This is a genomic window from Vibrio injensis (genome assembly GCF_001895205.1).
GTDB classification, from domain to species: Bacteria; Pseudomonadota; Gammaproteobacteria; order Enterobacterales; family Vibrionaceae; genus Vibrio; species Vibrio injensis.
Map to the genome: position 1 here is coordinate 139,128 of NZ_BDJF01000011.1, position 14,431 is coordinate 153,558.

Here is a 14,431-nt window from a genome sequence, read left to right on the forward strand (position 1 = left end):
CGTTTTTATTAACGAAAAAGGTTGTCATGACATCTCCTCGTTTTCTGGTGGGCATTGACTTAGGCACCACCAACACTGTCGTCGCGTATTGCGAGTTAAATACAGATTTACGGCATTCTCCAGTGACGCTGTTCGAGATTGATCAATTAATTGGTCCTGGTGAGGTAGTGCGCAAACCACTGTTGCCTTCTTTCCGCTATCATCCGGCAGCCGATCAAGTCAATATTGCTGATCTTACCCTACCTTGGCAACATCAACCGGTCAGCGGTGATCTTCCTCAGGTGATCATTGGTGAATGGGCTCGATCGCTCGGTGCCAAAGTTGAAGGTCGCCAAGTAGCGAGTGCCAAAAGCTGGTTATCTCATCCTAATGTTGATCGACACTCCGCGATTTTACCTTGGGCTGGAGCGAGCGATGTCGAAAAAGTCTCCCCCGTCATTGCCAGTGCCAGTTACCTAAACCATATCCGTCAAGCGTGGAATCACCGCCATCCAGGAGATCGGTTAGAAAATCAAGAAGTTGTGGTCACAGTGCCAGCCTCATTTGATGAAACAGCACGGCAACTCACTCTTTCTGCAGCGCAATTAGCTGGCTTATCTAAAATCATCCTCTTGGAAGAGCCACAAGCGGTTTGCTACGATTGGTATGCTCGGCACTCTGCTACAGCCAGTGAACAACTGCGTGATCTACCGTTGATTTTAGTTTGTGATGTCGGCGGCGGTACCACTGATCTGAGCTTAATTGAAGTCAATCATCAGCAAAGCTTAAGCCTCAATCGCATTGGTGTCGGTGAACATTTAATGCTCGGCGGTGATAACGTCGATCTTGCCCTCGCTCATCTCGCAGAACAACGCTTCAATAATAATCAAAAACTGAGTGCAGCGAGCCTGAGTAAATTGATTCAGCAAACCCGACAAGCAAAAGAACAATTACTCTCTCATGATGCGCCAGAAAACATCAAAATCACCCTACTCGGCAGCGGTTCTAAATTGCTCGGCGGCAGTAAAAGCATCTCTCTCACTCGCCAAGAAGTACATCAGATTGCTCTGGAGGGATTCTTTCCACGGTCTGAATTCTCTCAGTTGCCTGATAAGCGGCGTCGTGCGGTCGTCGAATTTGGCTTGCCCTACGTCGCCGACCCTGCGGTAAGTAAACATATTGCTGAATTTCTTCATCAGCACCAATCTGTAGCGCTCTCAGCACTCGATCAACTGACCGCTCACCAAGCGGCCATACCGGTTGGCTTATTACTCAACGGTGGGGTTTTTAATAGCCCGTTAATTACTGAACGTCTTACCCAACTGCTGACCGATTGGCGAGGTGCGCCAATAACGGTGTTAGATAATCCTCATCCTGATTGGGCAGTGGCGCTTGGTGCTGTCGCGTTTGCTAAAGCCCGACGCGGCGCACAACTGAAAATTGGCGGCGGCTCACCTCGTTCGTATTTCTTGCATCTTCCAGAAAAAAATCATTTAGGCAAAGCATTGTGTTTACTCGCTAAAGGCAGTGAAGAAGGACAAGAGATCCGTTTAACGGGTCGGCGCTTCTCGTTAACGTTAGGTGAGCCGGTTCGTTTTAACCTTCTCACCTCCAGTTATGATGCTATTGATGAAAAAACGCCCATACAAAATGGTATGGTCGTCAAGGTTGAACCCGAACGATTGAGCCCTTTACCGCCATACATTACCAGCCTCGACGGTGAGGGGAGCGTTTTACATGCGAATCAAAAAGAACGGATTGAAGTACAGCTTGCTTGTCAGTTAACCGAAGTCGGTACATTGAAAATAGAGTGTGTTCACGTTGACGATGAAAGTAAACGCTGGGAATTAGAATTTGAAGTTCGTCGGCAAACCGAAGCGATGCAGCAACCAGCTTCTCTTCATCCTCGCTTATCAGAATGCAAAGCTTTAATCGCTCGTTTATACAGCGGTAATACCAAAAGTGCAGCGAATAACGAGATCAAAACCTTAACCAAAACCCTTGAGAAACAATTGGGTAAACGTGACGACTGGGATTTTACCACCCTGCGTCATTTATTTGATGTATTCGCACAAGGTCGTAAACGTCGTCGCCGTTCAGAAGCACACGAAAAACATTGGCTACGTTTGGCCGGGTTTACGTTGCGCCCTGGTTTTGGTGATAGCACCGACCCATGGCGCATCGATCAGGTATGGGGTCTCTATCAGCAAGGTATTCAGTTTCAAAATCAACAAGGTTGGAGCGATTGGTGGGTATTTTGGCGACGCATCTCTGGGGGGCTAAATCAAGCTCAACAGGAGCAAATTCTCGCCGACATTGCTAAATACTTGCATCCCGGTGCGATGAAAAATCCGCAGACAGCGAAAGTAGCGCAAGAGATGGGCTACGAAGCGATGGTAAGACTCGCGGCATCGTTAGAACATCTGGATGTTGAAGATAAAGTTCTGCTCGCCTCTTGGTTTTTAAGTAAAGCTCTCAACCAAACGAGCTTTACTCAAGCTCACTGGTGGGCATTTGGCCGACTTGCCTCACGTAGCTTATTATACGGAAGTCAACATTCGGTCATTGCGCGTGAACAAGCCGAACAATGGTTACCCACTCTGCTTGAACAAAACTGGCAACAAGAACCGATGATTGCTTTTGCCACCGTGATGATGTGCCGTAAAACGGGTGATCGCTTGTTTGATATTCGTGATTCAATGCGTCGTGATGTGTTAAGTAAACTGAAACACAGTAAGGTTCCTGATGCATGGGTAGCTCTGGTCGATAGCGTCAGTGAGCTTTCCGCGAATGAGTCAAAACGTGTCTTTGGTGATGCTTTGCCGTATGGCCTACAGCTGATTGAACATTAATCGTCAGTTGTGACGAAGGTGTTTAAGATCGATAAAGGACAGTCGCGGTAGCTGTCCTTTATTATATTGGTATTTTCACCGCTGTTTATGGATGAGCGGGGAGCCGTATCGTGAATGTCGTTTGCTGAGGATCAGATTCAAGCTTAATTTCACCATGATGGGCCTCAACGATTGAGCGAGTAATAGACAGACCAAGGCCAGAACCATCACCTTGACGTAGACGAGAAGGATCACCTCGGTGAAAACGTTCAAAAACTAAGGGGATCTGCTCACGAGGGATAGGTTCACCTGGGTTGCTAAACATAATATCAACGTGATGGTTAACCGTGTTTATTGCCACCGTAATCTGCTGATCGGTGGGCGTATGCCGAATCGCGTTAGATAAAAGGTTAGATAGCGCTCTTTGTAACATTAATCGGTCACCAAGCACTGTGCCTTTTCCGGTGAGCCTCATCGTTAAGCCCTTCTCTTCGGCCAAGGCTTCGTAAAATTCAAACAGAGCGAGCACTTCCGATTCAAGCGCAACAGTTTGCTCTGGCTTCGGCAGCATGCCATTATCAGCCTTAGCCAAAAACAGCATATCCGCAATCATCCGCGCTAACCGCTCAAATTCTTCTAGGTTAGAATGTAATACCTCTTGATACTCTTCTGCAGAGCGAGAACGTGATAACGCGACTTGGGTCTCAGTCATTAAATTGGAGACTGGTGAACGTAACTCATGGGCAATATCAGCTGAAAACTCACTCAAACGACGAAACGATTCGTCAAGGCGCTCTAGCATGCCATTAAACGCTTTCACCAGCTCTTGTATCTCGCTGGGTGCCTCTTCTGTTGATAAACGTTCACCAAGACTATGTGCTGATAATCGTCTTGCTGTACCAGCAATCGTTCGCATTGGTGCTAAGCCTTTGTGAGCGGCCATCCAGCCGAAGATACCCGCAAACAGCGTTGCGATACCAATCCCGATACCTAATTGTAATCGTAGCGTATTGAGAAAATGGACATGATGAGAGATATCTAACCCGACCAGCACGTTAACTTCTGTCTGCTCAGGTAATTGCAGCGAAAACTGGGTGGCAATACCAATAAAATTAGCCCCAGATTTATCGTGCCACTTAAAAAAAGGCTGGTCGGAAGTCAGTAAGCGGGCCTTAATCGGCTCAAAATGTTCACCACGTAAAGCATATTGCCACCTTAAATCCGTCATTGAGATCAATATGGCGAGATTATCATGCCCAGCGAGCTGCTCACTCGTACGAGCAGATAGACTATCCAGTGACTGAGAAGACGTCGTGGTCGACAACAACCTTTCTATCATTGTTAGCTTAGTGACTAACTCATGACTATCTAATTCATCAAAGTGGAGTGATACTGATCGCTCAATTAACACCCCCATAATGATCAATAATCCACCCGCCATCAGGGCAAACAGCGCCGCTAATCTAATCGTTAGAGATTGTGCTAATTTCACGTATCATCAGCCTCGAGTACGTAACCCATTCCTCGAACGGTACGAATTAACTTAGGTTCAAAAGGATCATCGACTTTCGCTCGTAAACGACGCACCGCCACTTCAATCACATTGGTGTCACTATCAAAATTCATATCCCACACTTGTGAGGCAATAAATGAACGCGATAAAACCTCACCTCGACGGCGCAATAATAACTCCAATAAAACAAATTCTTTCGCCGTTAAATCAATTCGTTGTCCATTTCGTATTACTCGACGTTTCACTAGATCAAGCGTTAAGTCTACTGCCTGTAAATGGTCCGTTTTCTGAGCCTTCCCTCGCCTCGATAGAGTGCGCACTCGTGCCAGCAGCTCTGAAAAAGCAAAGGGCTTGATAAGGTAATCATCAGCGCCCAATTCAAGCCCATACACACGATCGTCGACCGCATCCCGAGCGGTCAAAAACAGCACCGGCATATGATATTCAGCACGACGAATCGTCTTTAACACCCCCCACCCATCCAGTCCCGGCAACATAACATCCAATATTAAGAGGTCATACTCTCCTGTTAATGCCAGATGTAATCCATCAATGCCATCACGTACCAGATCAACCACAAAACCAGCTTCATTTAATCCTTGCTGTAAATAATCGCCGGTTTTCTTTTCATCTTCTACGATCAAGATTTTCATCATTCGCTACTATAGTTCAGGACAGATGGTGTTATGTTCTCGTAAATACCAAACGATAACAATACTTAACGAGAACATAACTAAGCATGAGCTTTAACGAATTAGTTAAGGCCACGTTCTGCTAACCATTGTTGCATCATACTAATTTCCTCTTCTTGTGCTGCAATGACCGCTTGTGCCAAAGCACGAATTTTAGGATCGCTACCGTGCTCTAATACCACTTTCGCCATTTCAACCGCGCCTTCATGATGAGGAATCATCCCACGGACAAAATCCACATCGGCATCACCGGTAAAATTGATGTTCATGGCTTGGTGCATTTGATCATTAATGGCCTGATAAGCTGCTACTGATGCTGATTGTACTGATGGTGAAGCCATCTTTGTATTGTGTTTGGCATGATGCTGGTGCCCATCGGTGGCTGCAAAAGTCACTGCACTAAACATCACCAAAACACTGGTCAATAATCTTGCTTTACGTAACATAAATACCTCAACTTAATAAAAACTTAATGGAAATTTAGTCATTTCTTAACCACTAAACACACATGTAAACATGAGTTTGGTCGCTGGAATACACTGAGCGTAGTACAGCTTGCCTGTCAGCAACATGACCTCAAGATTACATTTTTGTCATCTAAACAGAACCGTCACTCACTCATCATGCTGACGATCGTGATTCACTGGATAAAAAATTCACTCCATAACCAGCTAAGTCTCTGTAAAACAGCGGGTATTTAGCATAGACAATCATCTTTTAAGCTAAAACAACTTTTCATTCACTGTTTTATGCCGTTTTTTAACATTAGTAACAATTGATCTTGTATTAATTGACCATCGGATAATAATAGTATGTTCAATCTCCCTAAACGGCTTGAGATGACAAACGGACCGTCTGTTCACACCCCGTAGATAATGTATCTAATGCGTTGAACGCATTGAATAACGCTGAATATTGACAAAGAAACAACCACAACTAATACGCGTAAAAATCAGTCTGTGATTCCCCACATTATCTGCACGCTTTTGGTTGCTATTATTTCTGCGCCCTCAACGTCGCACGTTAGGAAAGCAAAATGTTTGAATCTCGACGCTATCAAATCATCAGGGAGGAGAATGTCTCCAATCCCCCCAAACGCTATCGATAATTTAGGAGAATGTCGTGAAAATATTTTGGCATTTGCGCTGGTTTTTTAGGCTACGCTGGCAACACTATTGCGGTTCTATTTTACTGTTCGTACTTATTTCAAGTATGCAGCTTATTACACCGAAAGCGGTTGGTCATATCGTGGATGGTATCGTCGATAACACCATGACTCGCCATGAAATATTACAATGGCTGGGTGGACTCTTTGTGGTCATCCTTATTATCTATGGTTGTCGAATTCTCTGGCGTATTTGGTTATTTGGTGCCAGTTTTGAACTGGGCAGTATTCTGCGTAATCGTCTCTATCAACACCTCTCACACCAGCCACCACGTTTTTTTGAACGCTATAAAACCGGCGACCTCATGGCACGTGGCACCAATGACGTGAAAAATATAGTTATGACGGCAGGTGAAGGTGTGCTTACCGCGACAGATTCACTGATCACCGGTATTGCTGTACTGATCATTATGAGTACTCAAATCAGTTGGAAGCTAACCCTAATGGCACTATTGCCTATGCCCTTTCTTGGATTGACGATTTTTTTCATTGTTCGCATCCTTCATCAGCGATTTAAAGTCGCTCAAGAAGCTTTCTCTGATATGTCCGACATGACTCAAGAGTCATTAAATGGTGTGCGTATGTTGCGGGCATTTGGCCTAGAGAACCAAGAACAACAGCGCTTTGAGACGATGGTCAACGAAACTGGGGATAAAAATATTGCTGTTGCTCGTGTCGATGCACGGTTTGATCCGGCGATCCAATTAGCGATTGGCTTATCGTTTTTCATCAGTATCAGCGTCGGCGCTTACCTTGTTGAACAGCAGGAAATCAGTCTAGGCGATCTTACTGCATTCACTATGTACCTCGGTCTGATGATCTGGCCGATGTTAGCATTTGCGTTTTTATTTAATATCTTAGAACGAGGTTCAGCCGCATGGGAGCGCTTGCAAGAAGTGTTTGATCTAGCCCCCAGCATCACTAGTGGCACTCATTCATTACCAAACAAAGCACAATCTCTGACAATTCATATCGAGCAATTTCATTGGGATGAACAACTTCCCGCTACTTTAGAACAGTGTCATATCGTTCTAAAACCCGGGGCTATGTTGGGTATTGCTGGCCCAGTGGGCAGCGGTAAATCGACCTTAGTCGCCTTACTACTGCGGCAACAAGAGTTACAACATGGGGAGATTCGTTATGGTGATGTGCGGATAAAAGAAGCCAAATTGGATCAATGGCGCAGTAAATTTGCCGTGGTGAGCCAATCGCCTTTTCTATTCTCTCGTTCGATATTTGACAATATTGCCCTAGGTTGTCCGAGCGCCACTCAGGAAGAGGTTTATCGAGCGGCACAACTGGCTTGTATTCATGACGATATTTTGAAGTTTCCGGCGGGTTACGATACCGAGGTTGGAGAAAAAGGCATCACGTTATCTGGAGGGCAAAAACAGCGCATCGCGATCGCACGTGCGATGTTATTGAATGCTGAAATATTGATTCTCGATGATGCATTATCAGCGGTGGATGGACGTACTGAGCATACCATCTTGCGTAACCTTGCAACGAGTAACCAGCAGCAATCTTTGATTATCATCGCTCACCGCTTAACGGCTTTGGAAAAAGCCGATGAAATTATTGTCCTTAACCATGGAAAAATAGCCGAACGCGGTCGGCATCAGTCATTGCTTGCCAATCACGCTTGGTATGCAGAAATGTATCAATATCAACAGTTGGCTCAAGCGATTGAGGGAGAATAAACATGAGAAAGCAAACCATAAAACGCCTGTTTACTTACCCTCTTTCACAGCCCAAACCGATGATCATTGGTCTGTTGTTTTTATTCATCGCCGCAGTAGCGAATGCGGGCGGGCCTTGGCTTATCCAACACTTTATCGATGAACACATTGCTAAAGGAGATTATTCGCAGCAAGCGTTAACTCTATTAGCGGCGGGTTACCTTGGTCTTACCCTGTGCTCAGCACTCTTTCAGTATCTGCAAAGTATTCAATTTAATATTGTCGCCACAGGGGTGATTAAAACCATTCGAAAACAAGCGTTTAACAGTGTCCTTCGACAGCCCCTTGCTGCATTTGATTATACTCCAACCGGCAAGCTCGTCTCACGGTTAACCAACGACACCGAATCGCTACAGCAATTTTATGAATTGCTGATCGCTTCAGTGATCAGAAATATGGTGATGATCTCTGTGATGCTGGTAGTGATGTGGCTACTCAGTTGGCAGCTCACATTAGTGGTACTGGTTCTTTTACCTATCGTCGTTGGATTTATGTTTCTTTTCCAAAAGCTCAGCACCCCCGCATACCGAGTCATGCGAGATCTTCTGACCGATATTAATGGCAATATGAGTGAATCGATTCAAGGCATGAGTGTGATTCAGTTAATGCGCCAAGAACAACGTTTTAACCAACAGTTCAAGCAACTGACTGCCGAGCATTTCAATGCTGGTAAAAAGGTGATTACCTTAAATGGCATTCTTCTTCGTCCATTAATGGATCTGTTGGCTGGTATAGCGTTATTGACCTTAGTGGCTATCTTTGGTTTTAGTGGCACTGAATTGATCGGTGTTGGTGTGCTTTACGCCTTTATTAGTTACCTCGGACGAATAACCGAACCGCTAATCGAAATGACCCAACAATTAGCGTTATTACAGCAAGCCTTAGTTGCCAGTGAACGAATTTTTGAGATGATCGATGCGCCACAACAAACCTACGGAACAGATAACCGACCACTGGCCAGTGGTGCGATCAGCTTCAATAACCTTTCATTCAGTTACGATGGTAAACAAACTGTACTCAAACAGATTAACTTGACGATTCCTCATCAAAACTTTGTCGCTTTAGTTGGCCATACGGGCAGTGGCAAAAGCACCATCGCTTCATTATTGATGGGCTTTTATCCTGTAGAACACAATGCATTATTAATTGATGGAAGATCTATCGATAGCTTAGATAAAGCAGTATTAAGGCAAGACATCGCTATGGTGCAACAAGATCCTCATGTTTTGCCCTCATCCGTACGTGATAACGTGGCTCTTGGACGCAAGATCAGTGATGAATCAATTTGGCGAGCGTTACATCAAGTTGGGTTAGCTGAACAAATTCAACATTATCCCGAACAATTAGAGACTTTATTGGGACAAGGCCAAACTAACCTCTCGGCAGGACAAAAACAGTTATTAGCTATGGCTCGAGTCTTAGTTGCTAAACCTAAGGTACTTATCTTAGACGAAGCAACAGCCAATATTGATTCAGGAACGGAAGCATTAATTCAACGTAGTCTCCATGCATTACGTCATGACATGACCTTAGTGGTGATTGCCCACCGCCTATCAACCATTATGGAAGCCGATAAGATTGTAGTTTTGCATCATGGTGAACTGGTCGAACAAGGCTCACATCAAGAATTACTGGCTCAAAAAGGACGTTACGCACAAATGTATAAAATGCAGCAAGTAGGTGAACATCTTCGTGATATTGAGCATCAAACACCTCTCGAACCAGTTTGCTAATCCTATGCAGCCTCGATCACCAATCGAAGCTGCATCGCCATTTTCCTCGTCAAGTAATCCAACATATTCCCTTTCATCGAATCGCGACTGAAACACACCATCACTAATGACAAAATACTCGCTATCTTATCAATGATTACGGTATGATAGTCGGCTGTCATGATGACTCACCGTTCAGCTCAAAACCCAATCGGAAGGATAGATCACCTTAAGTAAAGCAGTTGTATGATATGTCTATGAACGCAGATAAATTTATGAATGTATTTCGCCTCCCCGGCTCAATACAAGTTCGTATAGGTCAATGGCAGTCGACCTTTCGTGGTACTTCCGATATTGTTTTACACCAAGCACTGACGATACGTAACCAACAGTATCGCCAAACTAACTTTTTGCCTCGAGGGTGGTGTTTAACGCCATTTTCTGTCGAGGACATTTCTATTACCCGTCATGGTAAATACATCCAAACAACGATGCTCACTATGATCGATCGAAAAGTAGCTTATAAACGAATTTATCTGTCCAATTTACCTCTTGAGCAAGCTGAACCGACTTTACGTGCGTTTAAAACCGAGTGGATTAAGCAATACAACCTTGTACTGAACAAATATAATCAACAACAGAAAAAACAGTTTATCCGTTTTGCGCAAGAAGAACTGGAAACCCTCTACCCCTCGATACCGAAAGGACAATTTAACTCGGCATTGTGGAATCGCATAGTACGTTCAGAATTAGGTTCTGAGAAAACACAGACCAATCCATATTTTGTGAAAAGCTCTGGTTAATCAAAACGTTTTGCAGTAAACCATTAACGTGAAGGGTAGAAAGTCAGTGATCCACTCAACCTTAACAGGCTGAGTGGAATACAAGATCAGTGTTGTATACCTGAAGGGTTATGACTAAATTCGGTTTGTTGATAAATATCAGCCAGTGCTTTGACTTTGTTGGCTCTGGCTTTTCGACGCCGTTTGGGTTCGAACTCTTGCTCAACGTGTTTTAACGTTTGCTCATGTTCTTTGGCTGATTGAATGAACTCAGGGTTTGATATCGCCTGTTGGCGTAGGCGGTTAACGCGTTCTAATGTTTCCCACAACATAGAGACCTCCTTACCACTGGTTATATAACCAGCATAGCTCAGCCTCTAAGCTTGTCAAGCGCAAATACTGTTATTATGCACAGTATTTACACTTTTTTACGCTTAAAACTCTATTTTACTCATGCTTTATCGATAGTTTGCTTATGAAGCAAAGATTGAGTAACCTTTTGATGATGAAGTAAATATTCATCTAGGCCCGCTTTACGTAGATGACAAGCAGGACAAACGCCACAGCCGTCACCGATAATGCCGTTGTAACAGGTCAGCGTTTCGTTACGCACTAAATCCAAAGCTTGATACTGATCGGCTAACGCCCATGTTTCTGCTTTATTTAGCCACATTAAAGGGGTACGAATGGTTAATTGACGATCCATACCTTGCACCAAAGCATGGTTCATCGCTTTGACAAAATCATTTCGACAATCCGGATACCCTGAAAAATCGGTCTCACACACTCCAGTGATGATCGTCTCTGCGCCAATTTGGTAAGCGTAAATACCCGCTAAAGTCAGAAACAAAATATTGCGTCCCGGAACAAAGGAATTGGGCAAACCGTTGGCCTGCAATTCATGAGAGACCGGAATATCATCGCGAGTCAGTGAACTGATCGCCAGTTCATTCAACAAGCCAACATCCATCACTTTATGTGCTTTTACGCCCAATTTGAGTGCTAATTGTTGAGCGACTTCAATTTCAAGTTTGTGTCGCTGTCCATAATCAAACGTTATCGCATGAACTTCCTCAAACTCTTGCAAAGCTTGCACCAAACAAGTGGTGGAGTCTTGCCCACCACTGAATACCACGACCGCTCTATTCATGTTGGATTCCCTTAAGCAATATTTAAGTATTTATGGGTTTGGATCGATAAACGCCAGTTACGAGCAATACAAGTCTCTATGCATAACTGGGTTGCCCGTGGTTTTTGACTGATCGGCTGTAAAGCAATAATGGTATCAGCACTGACCGTGACTTGCTCTAATAGCGCCTCTAATTGGGCGATGTCTTTTTCTGTCCCCACTGGGTGCTTGATCTCATTGGCTCTTTGCAGCGCCGACGGCACAATTGACAACTTACCTTTCATTGCAATCTTAGGTGACACTGTCACCCAAGTCTTCACACTGGCTTTAACCTCAAACGTACCACTGGTTTCAATTTGACATTGACAACCTATCGCTTCAAATGCCTCCGTCAACGGAACAAGATCATAAAGGCAAGGTTCACCACCTGTGATCACAATATGTTTGGCTGTATAGCCTTGCTGCTGATATTGAGCGATGATCTGCTCCGCAGAGCCTTGACACCATGTTGGACTATCGCCTTGTTTGGCAATGATTTGATCGAAACTACGCTGATCTTGTGGCTCTGCATCCCAAGTTTGCTTAGTATCACACCAAGCACAACCTACTGGACATTGTTGAAGACGTACGAATACCGCTGGGACACCAGTGAAAACGCCTTCCCCTTGGATGGTTTCAAATATTTCATTCACTTTGTACAAAGTCATTGGCCTATATTTGCGCTGATAAAACGTTAGGTCGCAGACCTTAATAGATGCTCAACTTGAGGTCAATTTAAACCCGCCGATCATCAATAATTTCTCTTTTTAGGCACTGATCTCTTCCTACTTGAAGCGACGTTAGTGTTAACCGCATAACGTTCGTTCACCTAGCTCAATCACACCCTTTCTATAAACTGACTTTAGATTTTCATAAAAAACACGTATCTTGTCATACTTTCAAGCCAAGCGATTTATCCGTTACACGATGGCAAATGTGCTAAAAACGATAAATCCAGCGGTAACTCTCTTTTTAGTCATTTTATTAGGTAACACATGTATAAATTGATCGCACTCGATATGGATGGCACCTTACTCAATAGCCAAAAGCAGATTTCTCTACGCACTCAACAAGCGATAGCCAAAGCCCGCGAGCAAGGGATAAAAGTGGTCCTCGCTTCTGGTCGCCCACTCGCGGGGATGCAAGATAAACTCGAGTTTTTAAACCTCACCTCAGATCAAGACTATGTATTGCATTACAACGGTTCGATGGTGCAAAACGTCGGTACGGGGGAAGTTATCTATCAACAAATTATTGATGGCCGCTTGGCTAAACGGGTCGCACAATTAGCCAAAGAGCTGGGCGTTAACACCCATGCATTTAGTCAAATTCATGGTTTGATCACCCCGAAAATCAGCCAATATACTGAAGTTGAAGCGACTATAAATGGCATTTCCATCACTGAGATGGACTTTGACCAGTTGGAAGATGATCATCCGATCATCAAAGCAATGATTGTCGCAGAGCCAGCAGTGTTAACCGCAACCATCGCGAAAATTCCGGCTGAGTTCTATCGAGATTTCACGATTGTACAAAGTGCGGCATTCTTTGTTGAATTTCTTAATCCTAAAAGCAATAAAGGGATTGGCGTAAAAGCGATTGCTGAACACTTAGGCATTCAGGCCTCTGAAGTGATGTGTATGGGGGATGCTGAAAACGATCACCATATGTTGCAATATGCAGGACTCGGTATTGCCATGGACAATGCTATGGAAGAAACAAAACGCATCGCGGACCATATTACCTTGAGCAATGATCAAGACGGTGTTGCTGTTGCGATTGAGCAGTTTGCTTTACGTTAAGAAACACCATTTAAAAACCCCCTTATTAAATGATTCGGGGGTTTTTATACTCTCAAACTAGAGTGGTGTTTTAGGTATCAAGGGAATACTACCCTTCGCTACCTTGTTTAAGCACTTTTTCTTGCCCTTGCAAAAGCACATATTCTTGACGTGCCGAAGGGATTAATATCACTACACGCTGCTGAGCCTGTTTTGCACTGGCTAAACGTTCGCTTAATTGACCAGGATGGCTAAACGGTTCGCGCTCAGCATCACGACGGCACAAGTTAACAAACTCATGGTCACAAGAGTCACAAAACAACACCAACTCAGCTTGTTGCATATAACGTAACGCTTTTAGTGAAAGCAACTCAACATCTCTACCACACTCAATCCACGTCACTTCTCCTCGTTCATCCATCGGCTGCTCTAGTGCCGCACAATACTGTTTTTCTAACGCTTCACGGCTGGTAGCATTTTTAACCGCAGTTTGCGCAAAAAATAGCTCCCAAAACTTACGGCGTTGATCAACGGTAGAGAGATGCTCTTTGAGGGAATTACGTTTCGAAGCGCCAAAATCTGCTAATAATGCGAGGTTTTGCGGTAAAACACTTTCGAGGGTTTCACGAATATTGCGGATTAAGACTGGAGAAGCCCCGCCACTGGAGATCGCCAGTTGAATTCGGCCGCGCTCAATCATCGATGGAGTAATGAAATCACAATAAGGCTGATCATCGACCACATTGACTAAGACGCCGACAGACTTGGCATCACGAAACACTTGATGATTGAGATCAGGATTATCAGTGGTCGCCCAGACTTGTACATAATCAGCACTGATAAACTTTGATGAGTAGAAATTTTGAATCCAGTGACAACGGTCCTGCTCAACCCAAGCCTGCAACTGAGGGGTAATATGAGGCGACACTACCGTAATATGAGCACCTGCACGCATCAGAGCTTCAATCTTGCGACACGCCACCTCGCCACCACCCACCACTAAAACGGCTTTATTGGACAAATCAAGAAACACTGGAAAATAGCGCATGTTAGTCTTTTACCTTTTAAT

12 protein-coding genes are annotated in these 14,431 nt (G+C 44.3%); 5 read left to right on the forward strand and 7 right to left on the reverse strand.

Annotation, left to right across the window (positions count from 1 at the left end; genetic code table 11):
- Positions 1–26: 26 nt before the first annotated feature.
- Positions 27–2,831, forward strand: a complete 2,805-nt coding sequence (locus BSR11_RS03960) for an Hsp70 family protein (protein WP_072669178.1) — start codon at positions 27–29, stop codon at positions 2,829–2,831.
- A gap of 85 nt (positions 2,832–2,916) precedes the next feature.
- On the opposite strand, the gene BSR11_RS03965 is transcribed toward BSR11_RS03960, so the two are convergent.
- The 3 genes from BSR11_RS03965 to copM all read right to left on the reverse strand — a co-directional run bounded on the left by BSR11_RS03965 (position 2,917) and on the right by copM (position 5,461).
- Positions 2,917–4,302, reverse strand: coding sequence for a heavy metal sensor histidine kinase (locus BSR11_RS03965; protein WP_072669179.1), 1,386 nt, complete (start codon positions 4,300–4,302; stop codon positions 2,917–2,919).
- On the reverse strand, positions 4,299–4,976 hold the full coding sequence (locus BSR11_RS03970; protein ID WP_072669180.1) for a heavy metal response regulator transcription factor: 678 nt from the start codon (positions 4,974–4,976) through the stop codon (positions 4,299–4,301). The genes BSR11_RS03965 and BSR11_RS03970 overlap by 4 nt, the downstream gene beginning before the upstream one ends.
- 101 nt (positions 4,977–5,077) lie before the next feature.
- On the reverse strand, positions 5,078–5,461 hold the full coding sequence (gene copM / locus BSR11_RS03975) for a CopM family metallochaperone (RefSeq protein WP_072669181.1): 384 nt from the start codon (positions 5,459–5,461) through the stop codon (positions 5,078–5,080).
- A 676-nt stretch (positions 5,462–6,137) separates the two neighbouring features.
- Here copM and BSR11_RS03980 point away from each other — a divergent pair.
- The 3 genes from BSR11_RS03980 (at position 6,138) to BSR11_RS03990 (ending at position 10,434) form a co-directional block, all read left to right on the forward strand.
- The gene (locus BSR11_RS03980) at positions 6,138–7,880 is read left to right on the forward strand and encodes an ABC transporter transmembrane domain-containing protein (protein ID WP_072669182.1); all 1,743 of its coding nucleotides are present in this window, start codon (positions 6,138–6,140) and stop codon (positions 7,878–7,880) included.
- Positions 7,881–7,882: 2 nt separating this feature from the next.
- Positions 7,883–9,652, forward strand: a complete 1,770-nt coding sequence (locus tag BSR11_RS03985) for an ABC transporter transmembrane domain-containing protein (protein ID WP_072669183.1) — start codon at positions 7,883–7,885, stop codon at positions 9,650–9,652.
- A gap of 236 nt (positions 9,653–9,888) precedes the next feature.
- Positions 9,889–10,434 (forward strand): MSHA operon transcriptional regulator, encoded by a 546-nt coding sequence (locus tag BSR11_RS03990; RefSeq protein WP_072669184.1) that lies wholly within the window; start codon positions 9,889–9,891, stop codon positions 10,432–10,434.
- A gap of 86 nt (positions 10,435–10,520) precedes the next feature.
- On the opposite strand, the gene BSR11_RS03995 is transcribed toward BSR11_RS03990, so the two are convergent.
- From BSR11_RS03995 to queE, 3 genes are all read right to left on the reverse strand, one after another.
- Positions 10,521–10,745: a hypothetical protein gene (locus tag BSR11_RS03995; protein ID WP_072669185.1), complete on the reverse strand. Its 225-nt coding sequence runs from the start codon at positions 10,743–10,745 to the stop codon at positions 10,521–10,523.
- Between the two features lie 119 nt (positions 10,746–10,864).
- On the reverse strand, positions 10,865–11,563 hold the full coding sequence (gene queC, locus BSR11_RS04000; protein ID WP_072669186.1) for a 7-cyano-7-deazaguanine synthase QueC: 699 nt from the start codon (positions 11,561–11,563) through the stop codon (positions 10,865–10,867).
- 11 nt (positions 11,564–11,574) lie between these two features.
- The gene (queE, locus tag BSR11_RS04005) at positions 11,575–12,249 is read right to left on the reverse strand and encodes a 7-carboxy-7-deazaguanine synthase QueE (RefSeq protein WP_072669187.1); all 675 of its coding nucleotides are present in this window, start codon (positions 12,247–12,249) and stop codon (positions 11,575–11,577) included.
- A gap of 327 nt (positions 12,250–12,576) precedes the next feature.
- Between queE and yidA the strand changes: the two genes are divergently transcribed.
- Positions 12,577–13,383: a sugar-phosphatase gene (gene yidA, locus BSR11_RS04010; protein ID WP_072669188.1), complete on the forward strand. Its 807-nt coding sequence runs from the start codon at positions 12,577–12,579 to the stop codon at positions 13,381–13,383.
- A gap of 88 nt (positions 13,384–13,471) precedes the next feature.
- Here yidA and BSR11_RS04015 read toward each other — a convergent pair whose 3' ends face one another.
- Positions 13,472–14,410 carry a precorrin-2 dehydrogenase/sirohydrochlorin ferrochelatase family protein gene (locus tag BSR11_RS04015; protein WP_072669189.1) on the reverse strand — a complete coding sequence of 313 codons (939 nt, stop codon included), beginning with the start codon at positions 14,408–14,410 and terminating at the stop codon, positions 13,472–13,474.
- Between the last annotated feature and the right edge of the window lie 21 nt (positions 14,411–14,431).

Coding starts and splice junctions, on each gene's coding strand:
- BSR11_RS03960 (WP_072669178.1), top strand. CDS start 27: ATGACATCTCCTCGTTTTCTGGTGGGCATTGACTTAGGCACCACCAAC.
- BSR11_RS03970 (WP_072669180.1), bottom strand. CDS start 4,976: ATGAAAATCTTGATCGTAGAAGATGAAAAGAAAACCGGCGATTATTTA.
- copM (WP_072669181.1), bottom strand. CDS start 5,461: ATGTTACGTAAAGCAAGATTATTGACCAGTGTTTTGGTGATGTTTAGT.
- BSR11_RS03985 (WP_072669183.1), top strand. CDS start 7,883: ATGAGAAAGCAAACCATAAAACGCCTGTTTACTTACCCTCTTTCACAG.
- BSR11_RS03990 (WP_072669184.1), top strand. CDS start 9,889: ATGAACGCAGATAAATTTATGAATGTATTTCGCCTCCCCGGCTCAATA.
- BSR11_RS03995 (WP_072669185.1), bottom strand. CDS start 10,745: ATGTTGTGGGAAACATTAGAACGCGTTAACCGCCTACGCCAACAGGCG.
- queC (WP_072669186.1), bottom strand. CDS start 11,563: ATGAATAGAGCGGTCGTGGTATTCAGTGGTGGGCAAGACTCCACCACT.
- queE (WP_072669187.1), bottom strand. CDS start 12,249: ATGACTTTGTACAAAGTGAATGAAATATTTGAAACCATCCAAGGGGAA.
- yidA (WP_072669188.1), top strand. CDS start 12,577: ATGTATAAATTGATCGCACTCGATATGGATGGCACCTTACTCAATAGC.
- BSR11_RS04015 (WP_072669189.1), bottom strand. CDS start 14,410: ATGCGCTATTTTCCAGTGTTTCTTGATTTGTCCAATAAAGCCGTTTTA.